General features: G+C 62.2%; 16 protein-coding genes. 6 read left to right on the forward strand and 10 right to left on the reverse strand.

Features of this window, described 5'->3' with window-relative positions:
• Positions 1–152: 152 nt before the first annotated feature.
• The 6 genes from ACNA0J_RS21295 to gpmA form a co-directional block, all read right to left on the reverse strand.
• Positions 153–1,565 (reverse strand): FAD-binding oxidoreductase, encoded by a 1,413-nt coding sequence (locus ACNA0J_RS21295; RefSeq protein WP_415820881.1) that lies wholly within the window; start codon positions 1,563–1,565, stop codon positions 153–155.
• 45 nt (positions 1,566–1,610) lie between these two features.
• The gene (locus ACNA0J_RS21300; RefSeq protein WP_415820882.1) at positions 1,611–2,390 is read right to left on the reverse strand and encodes a FadR/GntR family transcriptional regulator; all 780 of its coding nucleotides are present in this window, start codon (positions 2,388–2,390) and stop codon (positions 1,611–1,613) included.
• Between the two features lie 109 nt (positions 2,391–2,499).
• Complete coding sequence (locus ACNA0J_RS21305; RefSeq protein WP_415820883.1) at positions 2,500–3,273, reverse strand: HesA/MoeB/ThiF family protein; 774 nt, start codon at positions 3,271–3,273, stop codon at positions 2,500–2,502.
• Positions 3,270–4,715: a S41 family peptidase gene (locus tag ACNA0J_RS21310; protein WP_415820884.1), complete on the reverse strand. Its 1,446-nt coding sequence runs from the start codon at positions 4,713–4,715 to the stop codon at positions 3,270–3,272. Before ACNA0J_RS21310 ends, ACNA0J_RS21305 begins: the two co-directional genes overlap by 4 nt.
• Positions 4,716–4,742: 27 nt before the next feature.
• Positions 4,743–6,325, reverse strand: a 1,583-nt coding sequence (locus tag ACNA0J_RS21315) for a murein hydrolase activator EnvC family protein (RefSeq protein WP_415820885.1), incomplete at its 5' end; no start/stop codon positions are given.
• A gap of 76 nt (positions 6,326–6,401) precedes the next feature.
• Complete coding sequence (gene gpmA / locus ACNA0J_RS21320) at positions 6,402–7,154, reverse strand: 2,3-diphosphoglycerate-dependent phosphoglycerate mutase (RefSeq protein WP_415820943.1); 753 nt, start codon at positions 7,152–7,154, stop codon at positions 6,402–6,404.
• Positions 7,155–7,381: 227 nt separating this feature from the next.
• Here gpmA and ACNA0J_RS21325 point away from each other — a divergent pair, with 227 nt between their 5' ends.
• The 5 genes from ACNA0J_RS21325 (at position 7,382) to ACNA0J_RS21345 (ending at position 10,905) form a co-directional block, all read left to right on the forward strand.
• Complete coding sequence (locus ACNA0J_RS21325; RefSeq protein ID WP_415820886.1) at positions 7,382–7,804, forward strand: rhodanese-like domain-containing protein; 423 nt, start codon at positions 7,382–7,384, stop codon at positions 7,802–7,804.
• Positions 7,805–7,817: 13 nt separating this feature from the next.
• On the forward strand, positions 7,818–8,075 hold the full coding sequence (gene grxC / locus ACNA0J_RS21330) for a glutaredoxin 3 (RefSeq protein WP_415820887.1): 258 nt from the start codon (positions 7,818–7,820) through the stop codon (positions 8,073–8,075).
• A gap of 55 nt (positions 8,076–8,130) precedes the next feature.
• Complete coding sequence (secB, locus tag ACNA0J_RS21335; protein WP_415820888.1) at positions 8,131–8,658, forward strand: protein-export chaperone SecB; 528 nt, start codon at positions 8,131–8,133, stop codon at positions 8,656–8,658.
• Between the two features lie 18 nt (positions 8,659–8,676).
• Entirely contained in the window at positions 8,677–9,717 is a 1,041-nt protein-coding gene (locus ACNA0J_RS21340; protein ID WP_415820889.1) for an NAD(P)H-dependent glycerol-3-phosphate dehydrogenase, read from the forward strand.
• 192 nt (positions 9,718–9,909) lie between these two features.
• On the forward strand, positions 9,910–10,905 hold the full coding sequence (locus tag ACNA0J_RS21345; protein ID WP_415820890.1) for a Bug family tripartite tricarboxylate transporter substrate binding protein: 996 nt from the start codon (positions 9,910–9,912) through the stop codon (positions 10,903–10,905).
• Between the two features lie 113 nt (positions 10,906–11,018).
• On the opposite strand, the gene ACNA0J_RS21350 is transcribed toward ACNA0J_RS21345, so the two are convergent.
• Positions 11,019–11,489, reverse strand: coding sequence for a tRNA (cytidine(34)-2'-O)-methyltransferase (locus ACNA0J_RS21350; RefSeq protein WP_415820891.1), 471 nt, complete (start codon positions 11,487–11,489; stop codon positions 11,019–11,021).
• 104 nt (positions 11,490–11,593) lie between these two features.
• The gene (locus ACNA0J_RS21355; RefSeq protein ID WP_415820892.1) at positions 11,594–12,424 is read right to left on the reverse strand and encodes a ComF family protein; all 831 of its coding nucleotides are present in this window, start codon (positions 12,422–12,424) and stop codon (positions 11,594–11,596) included.
• 75 nt (positions 12,425–12,499) lie between these two features.
• Here ACNA0J_RS21355 and ACNA0J_RS21360 point away from each other — a divergent pair, with 75 nt between their 5' ends.
• Positions 12,500–13,432, forward strand: coding sequence for a methyltransferase domain-containing protein (locus tag ACNA0J_RS21360; RefSeq protein WP_415820893.1), 933 nt, complete (start codon positions 12,500–12,502; stop codon positions 13,430–13,432).
• A gap of 114 nt (positions 13,433–13,546) precedes the next feature.
• On the opposite strand, the gene ACNA0J_RS21365 is transcribed toward ACNA0J_RS21360, so the two are convergent.
• Together ACNA0J_RS21365 and ACNA0J_RS21370 are read right to left on the reverse strand one after the other, a co-directional pair.
• Entirely contained in the window at positions 13,547–14,797 is a 1,251-nt protein-coding gene (locus ACNA0J_RS21365) for a YbdK family carboxylate-amine ligase (protein WP_415820894.1), read from the reverse strand.
• Positions 14,798–15,201: 404 nt separating this feature from the next.
• Complete coding sequence (locus ACNA0J_RS21370; protein ID WP_415820895.1) at positions 15,202–16,188, reverse strand: LysR substrate-binding domain-containing protein; 987 nt, start codon at positions 16,186–16,188, stop codon at positions 15,202–15,204.
• Positions 16,189–16,205: the final 17 nt, after the last annotated feature.

The raw sequence follows: 16,205 nt of genomic DNA on the forward strand, positions 1-16,205 counted from the left end.
GGCGTCCGACCGACCACGCGAAGCCCCCACACGCTTACCGCCCCGCCACGACGCCGAAAGAACTCCAACCTCTCGACAGCCACATCCAGCGCTCAACAAAGACAACCTACAAAACACCGTCAATTCCGCGTGACCCACAACCAAATTCGGGTCTACAGCAACTTCCCAGGATTCAAAATCCCCGCCGGATCAAAAATCCGCTTGATGTCCCGCATCAATCGCAGTTCCAGCGGATCCTTGCTATGCAGGAAATGATCCCGCTTGAGCTGACCGATACCATGCTCTGCACTGATGCTGCCACCGTAGCGATTCACTTCGTCCAGCACGATATCCGTCACGGCATCACCCTGCTCGGCTGCCCATTCGCGTGGCGCCCCTGCCGGACGCGAGAGGTTGTAGTGCAGATTGCCGTCACCGAAATGCCCGAAGATAAACGGCCGGATATCTGGATAAGCCGCACGGACACGCTGCTCGGCAGATTGCATGAATGCCGGAATCTGTTCGATCGGCAATGAAATGTCGTGCTTGAGATGCGGACCATCAGCACGCTGGGCCTCGGAGATTTCTTCGCGTAATTTCCAGAGCGCTTGCAATTGAGCCAACGACGTCGAGACAGCAGCATCCAGACACAACTCGCGCTCCAACGCGGCGCCCATCACGTTTTCCAACAACGCATTCAGCGCATCCTCATCGGCCGTGTCGGCCAACTCCATCAGCACATAGCCGGGATAACGCTGTGCAAAGGGCTCTTGTACGCCTTGCGCATGCGTCAGCACCAAGTCCACGCAATCACCCGTGAAAAACTCGTAGGCCTGCAGACGCGGACCACATTGCTCGTTGACCAACTCGGCCAATTGCAAGGCCTGCTCAGGGGACTGCACCGCCGCCAGCACCACGGAACGCACACTATTGCGAGGAAACAAGCGTAATGCCACAGCGGTGATCACACCCAGTGTGCCCTCAGCGCCGATCAACAATTGTTTGAGGTCATACCCCGTGTTGTCTTTGCGCAGCGTACGCAGGCCATGAAAAATCTCGCCCGTCGGCAACACCGCTTCGATACCTAGTACCAGCTCGCGCGTCATGCCATAGCGCACGACGTTGACACCACCCGCGTTGGTCGAGACGTTTCCGCCAATCTGGCAAGAATCTTCCGCAGCCAGGCTGAGGGGCAGCAAGCGATTCACATCCTCGGCAGCGCGGCGCAGGTTGCCCAGAATGCATCCAGCCTCGGCCACCATGGTATTGGCGATGGTATCGATGGAACGCACAGCATTCATGCGGTCCAGCGACAGCACCACGTTGGCTGGCGCCTGATCCGGCGTCGCACCGCCACACAGGCCGGTATTGCCACCGCGAGGCACAACAGGTACGCCGGCTTGTTGGCATAACGCGAGACACTGCGCTACCCCTTCAGTGGTACGTGGACGTACGACAGCTTGGGCCTGCCCGTTATACAAACCACGCCAATCTGACAACCACGGAGCGATGTCATCGGCTGCGGTCAATACCGTATCGGGGCCCAGAGCTCGGACCAGGCGCTGCGCAAAATCGGAAGTAGTCATAGTGTTCAGACAGAAGATGCAAAGATCGAGGAATCGGAGAATGGGCTAGGTCGCCCGTGCAGATTTCGTAGTGCGCGCGACCAGATCGGCAGGCGTAGTGGCCATCGGCGCCGACGCGGCATCAATGGTCGAAAAATCCAGCTGCAAACGCGCGGCGGCGCGCTGCAAATGCCGCACGGCAGCCTGTCGGGCAGCGACAGCATCGCGGGCCGTAATAGCCTCGTATACATCGACGTGCTCTTGATGCACATCGACAATGCGCTCGGATTGATGCTGCAGTGTGTTGTCGCGTGCCATGCGTACCGCCTCGCGCACCTGCAGATTCAGATACTGCAGCAGTTGCTGGTAATAGGCGTTATGCGTGGCCACGGCAATCGCCGCGTGAAAAGCGATGTCTTGTTCGACAGCGAGTTCGGGATGATGCAGATGGTTTTGCAGGTGCTCCAGACAGCGTGACATCTCGGCCAGATCGGTGTCCGTGCGCCGCATCGCGGCAAAGGCCGCAGCACCGCCCTCGAGCTCCATACGCAGTTCGTAGACGCTGGCCAATTCGTCGCGGCTGAGCGAGGAATGGCCGGGTACCTGAAACCCCCGGCTGACGGTACGCGATATCACCGTACAGCCCGCACCCTGGCGGCTTTCGACCAGGCCCTGTGCGCGCAGCCGCTCGGTCGCCTCGCGAATCACCGCGGCACTGACGCCGTACAACTGCGCAAGCGCCTTGCCCGTCGGCAATTTGGCGCCCACGGGGTAAACGCCCGCGCCAATGTCGGCCGACAGTTGACTGGCGACCTGCTCGGTGAGGGTGGTGGATTTGGTCAGCATGCGATGATTGTAGATTATTTATCAGGTTATATGAAAACTTTTTAGGCAGCCATACCAGGCGCAAAGGCAGGCTACCAGGCTCCGCCAGGAATCCGTACTGGGTGGTTGCTCAGGCTGCGTGCTGGGCCTGATGCCCGCGGTGCCCGCAGACCGCGCATTCGGGATCGCGGTGCACGTTGACGCTGCGCCATTGCATACTGCGTACGTCCAACCACAGCAATCGGCCCGACAGACTCTCGCCAATGCCAGCCAGGAGCTTCAGGGCCTCGGCCGCCTGCATGGCGCCAATGATGCCCACAAGCGGGGCGAAAACCCCTGTGGTCGCACAGTTCACGGCCTCGACGTCATCGGCCTCGGGAAACAGGCAGTGATAGCAGGGCGCATCGTCGCGACGCAGATCGTACACGCTGACCTGACCGTCGAAACGGATCGCCGCCCCAGAGACCAGCGGTTTGCGATGAAGCACACAGGCGCGATTGATGGCGTGCCGTGTGCTGAAGTTATCGGTGCAGTCCAGCACCAGATCCACAGCCGCGACGGCCTCATCCAGAGCCAGGCCGTCCAGGCGCTCGACACGCGCGGTCACGTGCGTCTCGGGATTGAAGGCCGCCAGCGTATCGCGACCCGATTCGGCTTTGGGTCGGCCGACGCTCGCCTCGCCGTGCAGAATCTGGCGTTGCAGATTGCTCAACTCGACGATATCGTCATCCGCCAGGGTGATATCGCCCACCCCCGCCGTCGTCAAATACAAGGCCGCGGGAGAACCGAGCCCGCCCGCGCCCACTACCAGCACTCGAGCCGCCAGGAATTTTTCCTGGCCCTCGATGCCCAGCTCATCTAGCAAGATATGCCGGGCGTAACGCAATAACTGCTGGTCGTTCATTTGTTCTTGGCGGGTTGCACTCCAGACGGCGTGATCGTCAGGCGCTCTGTGTCGCCATTGACGGCAGGTTTGGCATTGGCCTGTGCCTGCGCGCGGGCAGAGCCCTTTTGTACGGGTTTGCCTGCCAGCACATTTTGCGCCTGCTGCAGTTGGAAGTCGTCTTTGCCGCCGAACTCGAACACCTTGCCCACCGGCGACGATTCGTCCCCGCCAGGCAGCGATTTGACTTCGTCGCTCTGGTTGTTCGACAAATGGCGCTGCAGATCGGCTTCGCGCGGCAGACGGAACAGATCACCGTCGGCCGTATCGGCCACCACATAGTCAGGCTCGATACCGGTTGCCTGGATGGAGCGTCCCTTGGGCGTGAAATAACGCGAGGTCGTGAGCTTGACGCCCGTATCCTGGCTGAGCGGCAGAATGATCTGCACCGAACCCTTGCCAAAGGTACGGTTGCCCAGCACCTTGGCGCGCTTGTAGTCTTGCAGCGCGCCCGCCACGATTTCCGACGCTGAAGCCGAACCGACGTTTACCAGCACGACCATAGGCACGGTCTTGACCCAGCCGGGCAGATCCGACAGATAGTTGCCCTCGCCACGCGCGTATTCCGCGGGCGTCGCCAGGTATTTGTGCTTGGAATCCGGCGTGCGGCCATCCGTGGACACCACGAGCACATCGGGCGGCAGGAACGCGGCCGCTACACCAATCGCGCTGGTCAGCAGCCCGCCCGGATCGTTACGCAGATCCAGCACGAGGCCCTTGGGCGCGCCTTTTGCACCCAGGTCTTTGAGGTGACGCGCGAGATCGGTGCCGGTTTTTTCCTGGAACTGCGCGATGCGGACGTAACCCACGCCGCCGTCGAGCATCTTGCTGCGTACGCTGCGCACCTTGATGATGTCGCGAACAATCTTCACCACAATGGGTTGTGGATTGTCGGCCCGCACCAAAGTCAGCGTGATGGGCGTTTTCGGCGCACCGCGCATGAGCTTGACGGCGTCGTTCAAGGTCATGCCTTTGGTGGGCGTATCGTCGATCTTGATGATCAGGTCGCCAGCCATCACACCGGCCCGCGCGGCGGGAGTGTCTTCGATGGGAGAGATGACTTTGACGAAACCGTCTTCGGCCCCGACCTCGATGCCGAGACCGCCGAACTCGCCCTGTGTGGTGCTCTGCATTTCTTTAAATGCATCCGCATCCAGATAGGCGGAATGGGGGTCCAGATTGGACACCATGCCCGATATGGCGTTATCGATCAGCGTCTTGTCGTCGACCGCCTCGACGTAGTTGTTTTTGATGGCGGCAAACACATTGCTGAGCTGCCGGAGCTCGTCCAGCGGCAGGGGACTGCCTCGCTGCGCCAGTGCTGTCACACCTACGCTGAGCAAAACGCCCGCCACCACACCGGTAGCCATCAAACCTAAACCGCGAAACTTGCGAGTGCCCATGCACACTTCCTGATTTTGAGCCGGAGGTTATAAGGCCAACCACTGGGCCGGGTCCACCGGGGTGCCTCGATATCGAATCTCAAAGTATAGGCCCGATTCCACCTGCCCGCCGGTGGAGCCTACCGTTGCGATGGCCTCGCCAGCGGCTACGGTGTCTCCAACCTGCTTGAGCAGACTCTGGTTGTAGGCATATACCGTCATATATTGCTTGCCATGATCGACAATGATCAAGTTACCGAAACCCCGTAGCCAACTGGCGTAAACCACTGTGCCGGGGGCAACGACCTTGACTGGGGTACCTGCGGCCGTACGCAGCACGATGCCCCGCCAGACGCCACCATCGGGACGATCCACCCCGAAACGACCCTGTACCGTACCACGGACAGGCGCAGTCAATCCGTGGCGCAGGCCATTTCCTGTGCTGGGCGGCGGTGCTGCACGGCGCGCAGTTTGTTGCGTAGACGCCTCATCACTGTCAGCGGCGTCGTCCGCCTGACGACTCGAGGGCGGTGACGCCGGAGCAGCCGCGCGTGCCGGCGGCTCTGCTGGCCGGGCCGGTGGTGGCTGACTCACTCGCACATCGCCCTGGTTTGCCGGGCTCAGCGCATCCCAATCGCCCAATGCCACAGCGCCGCGTTGACGCTCGCTGGCAGCACGCTCGCGTTCGCGAGCGGCCTCGACTTGCTCACGCGCTCGCGCCGCGTCACGCGCGGCTTCATCGCGTTTAGCCTGAGCGGCAGCCCGGGCTTGTTCTGTTTTGGCCGCTTGCTCGGCCTTTGCCGCCTCAGCGGCGCGAGCCATGGCGGCCTGACGTTCGGCCTCGGCCTTGGCGCGGGCGGCTTCGGCCTTGACCCGTGCTTCCTCGGCCAGACGCGCCTCTTGCGCACGGCGGACGGCCTCGGCGCGTTGCCGGGCCTCTTCGGCGCGACGCGCGGCCTCCACCTGCTCGGCGATGGCTTTTTCCAAATCGACGATCAGGGTCGATAGGCGGCTGTCATCACGCCCTAATTTGCGCGCCTCAGCGCGTTGCGCGGCGATCTGCCCTTCCAGTTGGGCCAACAACGTCGCGCGCTCGGACTGCTGTTTGACCAACTCGGCCTTTTGCTCAGTGGTTTCGGCGACCGTGCGCTGGATCTCTGCGCGACGCGCATCCGCTTGCCCCTGCAGTTCGGCCAAACGATCCAGATCACGCCGCAATGCCTGTACCGTTTCGGCTCGGTCGCGCGAGACATAGCCCAAATAACCGAGATTACGGCCCAGTTGCTGGGGGTCATCGCCCGACAGCAACGCGGTCCACGGAGACAGGCCGCTGGTGTACTGGGTGCGCAATTGATCGCCCAGTTCGGTACGCTTGCGCTGCAACGCTTGCTGTTGCGCAACGATCTGCTTTTCCAGACCCGCCAAGTCGGCCTCGGCCCGATCATTGTCGGCAGCCAGATCGCGCAGCCGGCGGTTGATGCGCGAGATCGCCGATTCTGAGGCCTTTAACGCGTCGGCGGCTTCGCTGCGTGCAGCCTCTCGATCCTCGAGCGATTTCTGCAGGGTATCGATGCGCTCACGCAGCTCGGCTTGCTGCCGCTCGGCGTCGGACTGGCGGTCTGCCAGATCCGNCGACGCCGCAACGCCGGGCCATGGCGTCACCGCCACAGCCACCGTCAACAGCAAACCTGCCACAAACCGCATGAATCAGTCCTTTTTCGCCTTGCCTTGGGCGGCAACCGCGGCCATTGCGGCCTCGATTTCCGCTGCATCGCCCAGATAATAATGGCGGATCGGGCGCAGGTCTGCATCCAACTCGTAAACGAGGGGCTGACCCGTAGGAATATTCAGGCTCACGATGTCGTCATCAGAAATATTGTCCAAGTGCTTGATCAGAGCACGCAAGCTGTTGCCGTGGGCCGCTACCAGCACCCGGCGGCCGGCGCGGATGGCCGGTGCGATGGAGTCATTCCAGAACGGCAACACGCGGGCGACGGTGTCTTGCAGGCATTCGGTCGCCGGCAATTGATCAGCCGGGATTTTGGCATAACGATCGTCAAAACGAGGATGACGCTTGTCATCCAGCGCCAGGGGTTCAGGGGCGATCGCGTAGGCACGGCGCCAGATCAGCACCTGCTCATCGCCGTATTTTGCGGCGGTTTCGGCCTTGTTCAAGCCTTGCAGGTTGCCGTAGTGGCGTTCGTTCAGGCGCCAGTTGATTCCCACCGGGGTGTACATCGCGTCCATGGCGTCCAGCGCGATCCAGAGCGTGCGGATAGCGCGCTTGAGCACCGAGGTGTACGCCAGGTCAAATTCGTAGCCCTCTTTTTTAAGCAGCTCACCTGCCTTGCGGGCCTGTTCGCGGCCGGTGTCGGTCAGGTCGACATCGGTCCATCCGGTGAAGCGGTTTTCCAGATTCCATTGGCTTTCGCCGTGACGCATCAGAACGAGTTTGTACATGGTTTTGGGCCGCCCGAGGGCTGGCTTGAAGTTGACGAATGCGCTCATTTTATAATTGAGCGATTTTGCTCCTGGTTTTTCCCGGCAACTCTGGGTTTCTTACCGTAAGCGGCAGGCATTTCGACCTGACCGCACGCTAACCCAGTATGATGCGGGTCCGAATCAGGCCGCCGTGTCCAGACGAGCGATGCGTATTGTGCAAGCTTGTCCCCCTTTCAGGAACCTCTGTGGATCTTCTGCAATTCTTGGTAGCTAAAGAAAACATCTTCATCGTCGCCGTGGTGCTGGTGTCGGGCATCATGCTCGCCGTCCCGGCGCTGCGCAAGGGTCGAGGCGGCAAAGGCCTCAGCACTGCCGAAGCCATTCAATTGATCAACCAGCGCCAAGGCGTCTGGGTGGACGTTCGGCCGACCGAGCAATTCCGGGCGGGCCACATCGCCCAGGCACGCAGCTTGCCGGCTGCCGAGGTCGAGCAAAAAGCCAGCTCGCTGCCCAAAAACAAGCCGCTGTTGCTGGTTTGCGAGACCGGCCGCGACTCCAATCGCATCGCCGCCCGCCTGCGCACGCAGGGCTTTGCCGAAGTTTCCGTGCTCGAAGGCGGCATGCGCGCCTGGTCCTCGGCTGGCCTGCCCGTCACTCAGAAACCCTGACCTGGAGCCCGGCATGAATAAAGTTGTCATGTATTCAAAGGATTATTGTCCTTATTGCGCGCGCGCCAAGGCGCTCTTGACCGAGCGTGGCGTCACCGACCTGGAAATCATCCGCATCGATCAAGATCCAGCCCAGCGCGACGTCATGATTGAACGCACCGGCCGCCGTACCGTGCCGCAGATCTTTGTCGGCGACAAACACGTTGGCGGCTGCGACGACCTGATCGCGCTGGATCGCTCAGGCGGCTTGTTGCCGCTGCTCAACGGCTGACGGTCCGCGCGCCGCCCGCCTTTATTTTTTGTCCACCTACAACCCGGAAATTCTCATGGCTGAACAGGATCAAAACAACCAGCAGGCAGGCGGCGAATCGCCTGCGTTCAATCTGCAACGCGTCTACCTGAAAGACCTGTCGCTGGAAATGCCCAATGCGCCTCACGTGTTCCTGGAACAAGAGCAGCCGCAAGTCGAAGTCAGCATCAACGTCGGCGGCCAGCGCCTGGCCGAATCGATTTTCGAATCCACCGTGACGGCTACTGTGACGACCCGCGTCAACGACAAGGTCCTGTATCTGGTCGAAGGCACGCAAGCCGGCATTTTCGAGTTGGCCAATATTCCCGCCGAACAAATGGACCCGCTGTTGGGCATCGTCTGCCCCACCATGCTGTATCCGTACCTGCGCGCCAACATCGCCGATGCCATCACCCGCACTTCGCTGCCGGCACTGCATTTGGCCGAGGTCAATTTCCAGGCGCTGTACGAGCAACGCCTGGCCGAGTTGGCCCAACAGCAAGAAGGCAGCACCAACGGCGCAGACTCGGGCATCATCCTGCCGCCCGGCGCGACTCGCCAGTAATCGACTGCGTTCGCACGTATGACCCAAGCACCCGCTCCTTTGAACATTGCCGTTCTCGGCGCGGGTAGCTGGGGCACGGCGCTGGCCGCCGCTGCCAGCCGCCGCCATCGCACGACGCTGTGGGCACGCGATGCCGCGCAGGCCGAGGCGATGGCAAAATCCCACGAGAACACACGCTATCTGCCAGATGTTGCGCTGCCCGATACCCTGGGCATCACCAGTGATCTGGCAGAGGCTCTGGCGCCTTTGGCCGCTGCGCCGTCGCAGACCTTGATCATCCTGGGCGTGCCTGTCGCGGGCCTGGATGCGATTTGCCGCGAATTGGCCGCCCGCCTGCCCGCATTGGGCTTGGCACACACCCCCGTGGTGTGGACTTGTAAAGGCTTCGAGGCCGACACAGCCCGCTTGCCGCATGAGATCGTGGCCGAAGCCTTGAGCGGTACGAATATCCCCGGCGGCGTCCTGTCCGGGCCGTCTTTCGCCCGCGAAGTCGCGCAGGGCTTGCCTGTCGCCCTCACCATCGCCAGCGAACACGAGACCGTGCGCAGCGCCACGACCACCGCCCTGCATGGCGGCGCAGTACGCGTCTACGCCAGCACCGACGTTGCAGGCGTGGAAGTCGGCGGCGCCTTGAAAAATGTGATCGCGGTCGCCTGCGGTATTTCCGATGGCCTGGCCCTGGGCACCAACGCCCGCGCGGCGCTTATCACGCGCGGCCTGGCGGAAATGAGCCGTTTTGGTGTCGCATTGGGAGCCCAGGGCGAAACCTTTGCTGGCCTGACCGGCTTGGGAGACCTGGTCCTGACCGCTACCGGCGAACTATCGCGCAACCGCCGTGTCGGCCTGGAAATCGGCGCGGGGCGTAAATTGGCCGATATTCTGGCCAGCGGCATCACCGCAGAGGGCGTGCGCTGCGCGCGTGCAGCGCTGCAGCGCGCTCGCACACTGGGTGTGGAATTGCCCATTACCGAGGCGGTATGCGCCGTGCTGTTCGAGGGCGTCGCCCCGGTGACCGCGGTATCTGCACTCCTGGCACGCGAGGCGCGACTGGAAATTTAGCTCACGCATGATTCGATGCACGGCAGCACCGCGCCAACACGCATCGACCGTCCGACACGAGCAGAAATTTTGACGTCAGCGCCGATCCTCGCGCACGCCAAGCACCGAGATCCCCTACCGCCGCACCAACATATCCCTCACAATACGCTCCACAAAACCATATCAACATCGAGACAAATCAACGAGCTCACCATGCCCCTTGCCCGCCCATTTCGCGCTGGCGCTCTGCTGCGCTGCCTGCCCCTGCTATTGATTGCCGCCGTACTGCCGACCAGTGCCATGGCCGCGTGGCCCGAACGCCCCATCCATATGGTGGTGCCCTTTCCGCCGGGCTCATCGCCGGACTTGCTGGCGCGGACCATTTCCGAGCCGCTGTCACAAGCACTGGGCCAGCCCATCGTCATCGATAACAAACCCGGCGCAGGCGGCAACATCGGTACCCGCATGGTCGCCAAGGCCGCGCCCGATGGCTACACCTTGGTCTACACCATCAACGGCCCGATGGTCACCGCCCCCGAGCTGTACAAGAAAACCCTGGGCTACGACCCGCTCAAAGACCTGCAGCCCATCACACTGGTCGCCACGAGCCCCAATGTGCTGACGGTCCCGGGGACATTACCCGTCGAAAACGTCGCGGATTTCGTCAAACTGGCGCGCGAGCGCAAGGGCGCCCTGAACTACGGTTCCGTCGGCCCCGGCAGCTCGGCGCATCTGGCCATGGAAATGTTCAAAAGCGAGGCAGACATCGACCTCGTGCAAATTCCGTATTCGGGCTTTCCGCAGGTCATCAGCGCCATCATCGCCGGTGATGTACAGGCTGGATTCATGGTGCCTGCCATCGCGATGCCGCAAGTCCAAAGCGGCAAAGTCAAAGCCCTGGCCATCACCAGCCTGCAGCCCAGCGAGTCCCTGGCGGGTATTCCCACCATGGACAAACAAGGCTATCCGGGCTTTGAAGCCATCTCCTGGAACGCCATCTTCGCCCCCGCGGGCACGCCGGCTCCGATTGTGGAGCGCCTGAACAAGGAGTTGGCACAGATCATCAACAGCGACGCTGTGCGTAAACAACTGGCGCAGCAGTACTTCACGCCTGCCCCATCCAGTCCGGCCGAATTGACCGATCGCATCCAGAAAGATCAGGCGCGCTGGAATGCAGTGATCAAGCGGTTGGGATTATCGCTGGATTGAGCGATACGCCGCGAAGGCGAACACGACAGCGACGGCACATGGCGGCACCCGCCATGCCGCCATCCCTGCAAGTATCGCTCGATGCCGGAACACCATACGGCATCGCGCGGACACTATGATCCGCCGGCGTAGCCGTTCTGCCGCCATGCTTCGAACACCGTAATCGCCACCGCATTGGACAGATTCAAGCTGCGCTGCCCCTCGCACATGGGTAAACGGATCTGCTGCGATGAAGCAAACATGGCCATGTGTTCGGCAGACAGCCCAGCCGTCTCACGGCCAAACACAAACACATCGCCCGGCACGAATGCCACCTCTGACACGTTATGCGTTGCACGCGTGGTCATGGCATAGCAATGATCGGGCTGCGCGCCGGTGGCGGCCAGCGCCTGTGCCAACGTGTCATGGACCTGCACAGGCTGCCACTCGTGATAATCCAGCCCCGCGCGCCGCAGGCGCGTATCGTCCAGATCAAATCCCAGCGGCCGCACCAGGTGCAGTTGCGCTCCGGTATTGGCGCACAACCGAATGACGTTACCGGTATTGGGAGGAATCTCAGGGCAAACGAGTACGACGTGAAACATGAATATCATCCTGGCGCACCAGCACACGCGGCACGCGAAGACGCTATTTTGCCAGGGAGCTCGTCTACGCTGCGAAAAATGCGGGACCCAGCCGGCCGAAAGCGCTAGGCATGGCGGTCCCGTACCGGCGTACGCGCCGCCACCAGCACCGTGACGTCCGCAGCCCCTGCGCGGAGCAACGCATGTGCCGCCGCATTGACCGTGCTGCCCGTCGTCATCACGTCATCGACCAGACCTATAGACAGGCCCTGAACAGGCGCGACGCAGGCGAACAGCCCCTGAGCCCCTCGCTGACGCGCCTGACGGCCGCTGTATGCCTGACGCGGGCCCTCGCGCAGGCGGCGCAAGGCCCCCCGCCGCACGGGTAACTGCAGACAAGCCCCCAAGCTGGCGGCCAACTCAGCGGCGGGATTGAAGCCTCGCCGACGCAAGGAGGCGCTGCTGGAGGGGATCGGGATCAGGACCGTACTCGCCTTTAATGCGTACGTCCCACGTCCCTCAACCTGCTCTGGCTGGCAAGGCGCCGATCTCGACCCGGTTCGCGCTATGCCGCCTGCGCGTGCGATAGCGCCGGCCAGCAGTTGCGCCAGGGTCGTACTCAGCCCAAAACGATGCTCCGCCTTGTAACGGCCGATCAAGCTGTCGAACGGCGGCTCATAGTCGAACGCCGCGATGGCCTGCGTAAAAACCGGGCACATATCGGCGCAGCCCTGGCATGCCTGCCCGCCGAACAGCATGCGCTGCGCACAGCGCGTGCAGCGGTATCCTGCGTTTTGCATCGTTTGCGTAATGTCATCGCGGCAGCCGGCGCATAGCCCGCCCCCGGCCGCCCGCCCCTCGCATAGAGGACAATCCGTCGCCACCAGCGAGAACATTCGCCGGGTAACACCCCCCAGGCGGTAGAGAAAACGCGAATCGGCCATAATGGATAGCATTCGGGCTCGTGCAAGTCGCAAGGGCCGCTATCACACCATGCTTTTCCTGCGCTGCCACGCAGCAGCGCGACATTCATGTCACACCCCACACCCGTCACGCCTCCGACCTTGCCGCTGGACCCCGCGCACGTCGTACGGCAGTTTTCGCGCCGCGGCGACCTGGCCGACGCACAATTCCTCTATGGCGAAGTCGCCCGCCGCATGCTGGGCCGCCTGCAATACATCCGCCTGCAACCCGAGGCCCTGCTCGATGCCGGCTGTGGTGCCGGGGACAATTTGCCTCTGCTGCGGGAACGTTATCCCGATGCCACCTACCAGGGCCTGGACATCAGCGAAACACTGCTCACCCATGCACGTGAGCGCTATGCCGCGGCAGGCGTGGGCCATTGGCTCGGGAAACTGATCGGCCGTGGTCAGAACGGCCCGCGTTTCCTGCGCGCCGATCTCGCCGACACGGGCCTGCCCCCGGAGTCTCTGGATTTAGTCTGGTCCAATCTGGCCATGCACTGGCACCCGGCGCCGCACGCGGTACTCGCCGAATGGCGCCGCATACTCAAGGTCGGCGGACTGGCCATGTTTTCCTGTCTGGGGCCTGCGACCCTGCGCGAACTGCGCCAGGCGCTGGACGATGCCGGCCTGCACACCGCAACGCCGTCATTTGTGGACATGCATGATTTCGGGGACCTATTGGTGGAAAACGGCTTTTCCGATCCCGTGATGGATCAGGAAACCCTGACGCTGACCTATCGCACCCCCGCGAGCCTGCTGCAAGACGTGCGAGCACTGGGAGGCAACCCTGCGAACGGCCGCCGCAGGGGACTGGTAGGACGCGATTGGCTGGCTCGCTTGCACGCGGCGCTGGAAGCCCAACGCAACGCAGAAGGCGTCATTCCGTTGACCATTGAAGTGTCCTATGGCCACGCCTGGCGCGCGGCCGCACGCCGCAGCGCGCCGGGCGAAACCCACCTGTCGATCAGCGCCATCGGCGGTCGCCGCGCGGGCAGCTGACGCGCCACGACGAATGCCGGATCACCGCTGCATAGTCAGATTTTCGCAGCAGCAGGGCTCGTACCGCCCTGCTCCAGAATGGTTCAGTGCCGCAATGGCCCTGCTACGCACCACTCAGTGCAGGCGATCCGAACCCCAGCCGGAAGTCCGCCCGGCCTCAGGAGTCGCCAGCGCCTGAACGCCGCCGTGCATAGGCTCAGACGTGGCACGGATGCGGCGTCGAGGGGTAGCCTCGGCGACCACGGCCGCATCACGCTCGCCGCGCCACACCCGAGTCATCGACTCGACCACGGCCGGCAAATCGCGCACGCGGTGGAATTGCCCGCGCAGCCAGCGTGCGTCATTGCCGTTGCGGACAGCTTCCTCTTGCAACATGGCCAGCATGTCGCGCGTCCCCAGCTCGTCTGCAATAGGCATCAGACGCTGGAACAACGCCCGCAAGTGGTCAATCAAACGCAGCCGCTGCCCGTCCGGCGTCACATAACTGCCCTGCAGGCCAAAGCGGCAGGCTTGGAAATGATTACTGCGGTAGGCCAGCCAGGCCTTGGAGGCCGGCTGCGGTTCGCGCGAGACCAATACCGCCAGCGCTTGGGCAAAAGCCGCCAACTGGCATGCTCGCTCGACCGTCAGCGGGGTATCGCACACGCGGATTTCGACCGTACCGAACTCCGGCTTGGGCCGGATATCCCAGTACAGGTCCTTGATGCTCTCGGCCAGGCCACTCTGGCGCAGTTGCGCCATATGCGCCTCGAATTGATACCAGTCCATGACTTCCGCCGGTAAATGACCGGCCAGTGGGAAGCTATTCACCGCATTGAGGCGGCAGCACGAAAACAGCGTGTCCACCCCTTCGTAATAGGGCGAGGAGGCCGACAGCGCAATAAAATGCGGAATATAGGGCGACAGACTGTGCACCATCCGCACCGCCGCATCGCCCGAAGGCACGCCCAGGTGAATATGCTGGCCAAAGACCGTAAATTGGCGAGCCAGATACCCATACATTTCCGCCAGATACTGAAAACGGGGGGAATCGGAAATAGCGCGCTCTTGCCAGCGCATGAAGGGATGGGCACCCCCGCCTGCCACGGAAACACCCACGGCATCAGCTGCCTCGCAGAGGGCGTCGCGCATTTCGCGCATCTCGGCCAACAGGCCCATGGGGTGTTCATGTACCGAAGAATTCAGCTCAATCATCGAGCGCGTAATTTCGGGTTTGACCCGGTCCGCGATAGGATGATTGGCCATCTGAACCAACAACTCGTCAGCTGCTGCAGCCAAATCAAAACTGCGTGGATTGATCAGTTGCAACTCCAACTCAATGCCGAGCGTGTTTGGGGCGGACGAGACGAACGGGATCTGTTCCATCTCCGACTCCTTTATGTACGTTGGTAGGGACGCACCATTCGGCCTTGAAGCCCGGCGACCTCCCGGGGGGCACTAGACGGTGTCTTATGCCTTCATGATAGCCGCAACTTTGTGCCAAGAAGAATCAAAATCGTGACATTTACGCGCAACTTCAAGAATCAATGCGTTTTTGTCTGTGACAGAAAAGTGAGTAAACGCTCACAGACTAGGAATGGCGCGGCTGTCAGCGCGGTTCAGCCTGTAAGGTCGCGAAAAATGGGGCTGCCGAACAGGCGCGGGATAACCCTAATTCGGGTTTGTCCTAGTATTTTGACGTCGATACCTGACCAGATTGTGACAGAAGCTCGCACGCTCAACACCGCTTGAACACGAATGCGGCGCACGCCGGCGCTCTCCCCATGGCGTCAACTGAGGTCAGTGAACTGGGTGGCCAGTAAGGCATCCCTGAGCTGCTGCGTCGGCTCGAAATCGGCCGCTTCTTTCAGGGTGAAAAACGACAAGTAGGTGGGCCCGGTATCTAGCTCACGGCCCCGTAGCGGCTGGATACCCAGGCTGTCGCGGTACTGGGCGATGAGGCGATCCGGGCCGACACTGACGAATTGCCCTCCTGCCACCATATGTATGCCGGAATGGATGGACGTGCACACGATTCGCGGCCGTGGTGCGGCCAGGCCATTGTTCAGGAACAGACGTTGGAACGCCGCGTAAGTGCGCGATCCCCTGTGTGGCACTACCCAGGAACATTCGGCTAATTCAGCCACGCGCACCTGCTTGTGCCGAGCCAGAGGATGCCCGCTCGCGGCAAACACCTGCATGCGGCCCGACCATAGCGGTTCGACATGAAGCAGATCCAGGTTTACGGACGAGGCGATCGTCTCGTCCAGCCAGCCGATGACGCAGTCGAGCTCACCGGCGGCCAACGCGGCGAGCAGCGTCACGGCCTCGGCCTCCTCGATATGCATATATGGCAACGGGCCTTGTACTGACAGACGCTCCAAGGCCTCAGGCAAGGCGCTGAAACCGATCAGTTGCACGCACCCTACCCTGAGCGTGGGATCGCGCCCGCTTTGCCGCGCCGCGCCGATGGCGAAATTCACCGACGCCATCGCGATAACCAGCCGGTCGCGCGCGTGACGGCCTGCGACCGTCAATCGGCCCCCACGCGCATCGCGCTCGACCAGCCGCATGCCAAAGACGTCTTCGACCTCGCGCAGCAACAGCGTGACCGCTGGCTGACTGATGCCCAGTTCACGCGCGGCTGCGCCCAGCGAGCCTTCACGGCCGATGACTTCCAGCAGTCGCAGGTGACGCAGCCGCAGTCGGTCCAGCCGATACGCGGCAGCAGGCGACAGCGGCTGCCCATCAGGCTGAAATGGATGCAATTTACTCATATGAAAATTATATGGGT

The sequence above is a fragment of the Bordetella tumbae genome (assembly GCF_965139195.1).
Lineage (GTDB): Bacteria > Pseudomonadota > Gammaproteobacteria > Burkholderiales > Burkholderiaceae_B > Bordetella_A > Bordetella_A tumbae.

What these genes read in the sequence shown, in the direction of transcription:
- ACNA0J_RS21295 (WP_415820881.1), bottom strand. Translation starts at nt 1,565, where the DNA reads ATGACTACTTCCGATTTTGCGCAGCGCCTGGTCCGAGCTCTGGGCCCC.
- ACNA0J_RS21300 (WP_415820882.1), bottom strand. Translation starts at nt 2,390, where the DNA reads ATGCTGACCAAATCCACCACCCTCACCGAGCAGGTCGCCAGTCAACTG.
- ACNA0J_RS21305 (WP_415820883.1), bottom strand. Translation starts at nt 3,273, where the DNA reads ATGAACGACCAGCAGTTATTGCGTTACGCCCGGCATATCTTGCTAGAT.
- ACNA0J_RS21310 (WP_415820884.1), bottom strand. Translation starts at nt 4,715, where the DNA reads ATGGGCACTCGCAAGTTTCGCGGTTTAGGTTTGATGGCTACCGGTGTG.
- gpmA (WP_415820943.1), bottom strand. Translation starts at nt 7,154, where the DNA reads ATGTACAAACTCGTTCTGATGCGTCACGGCGAAAGCCAATGGAATCTG.
- grxC (WP_415820887.1), top strand. Translation starts at nt 7,818, where the DNA reads ATGAATAAAGTTGTCATGTATTCAAAGGATTATTGTCCTTATTGCGCG.
- secB (WP_415820888.1), top strand. Translation starts at nt 8,131, where the DNA reads ATGGCTGAACAGGATCAAAACAACCAGCAGGCAGGCGGCGAATCGCCT.
- ACNA0J_RS21340 (WP_415820889.1), top strand. Translation starts at nt 8,677, where the DNA reads ATGACCCAAGCACCCGCTCCTTTGAACATTGCCGTTCTCGGCGCGGGT.
- ACNA0J_RS21345 (WP_415820890.1), top strand. Translation starts at nt 9,910, where the DNA reads ATGCCCCTTGCCCGCCCATTTCGCGCTGGCGCTCTGCTGCGCTGCCTG.
- ACNA0J_RS21350 (WP_415820891.1), bottom strand. Translation starts at nt 11,489, where the DNA reads ATGTTTCACGTCGTACTCGTTTGCCCTGAGATTCCTCCCAATACCGGT.
- ACNA0J_RS21355 (WP_415820892.1), bottom strand. Translation starts at nt 12,424, where the DNA reads ATGCTATCCATTATGGCCGATTCGCGTTTTCTCTACCGCCTGGGGGGT.
- ACNA0J_RS21360 (WP_415820893.1), top strand. Translation starts at nt 12,500, where the DNA reads ATGTCACACCCCACACCCGTCACGCCTCCGACCTTGCCGCTGGACCCC.
- ACNA0J_RS21365 (WP_415820894.1), bottom strand. Translation starts at nt 14,797, where the DNA reads ATGGAACAGATCCCGTTCGTCTCGTCCGCCCCAAACACGCTCGGCATT.
- ACNA0J_RS21370 (WP_415820895.1), bottom strand. Translation starts at nt 16,188, where the DNA reads ATGAGTAAATTGCATCCATTTCAGCCTGATGGGCAGCCGCTGTCGCCT.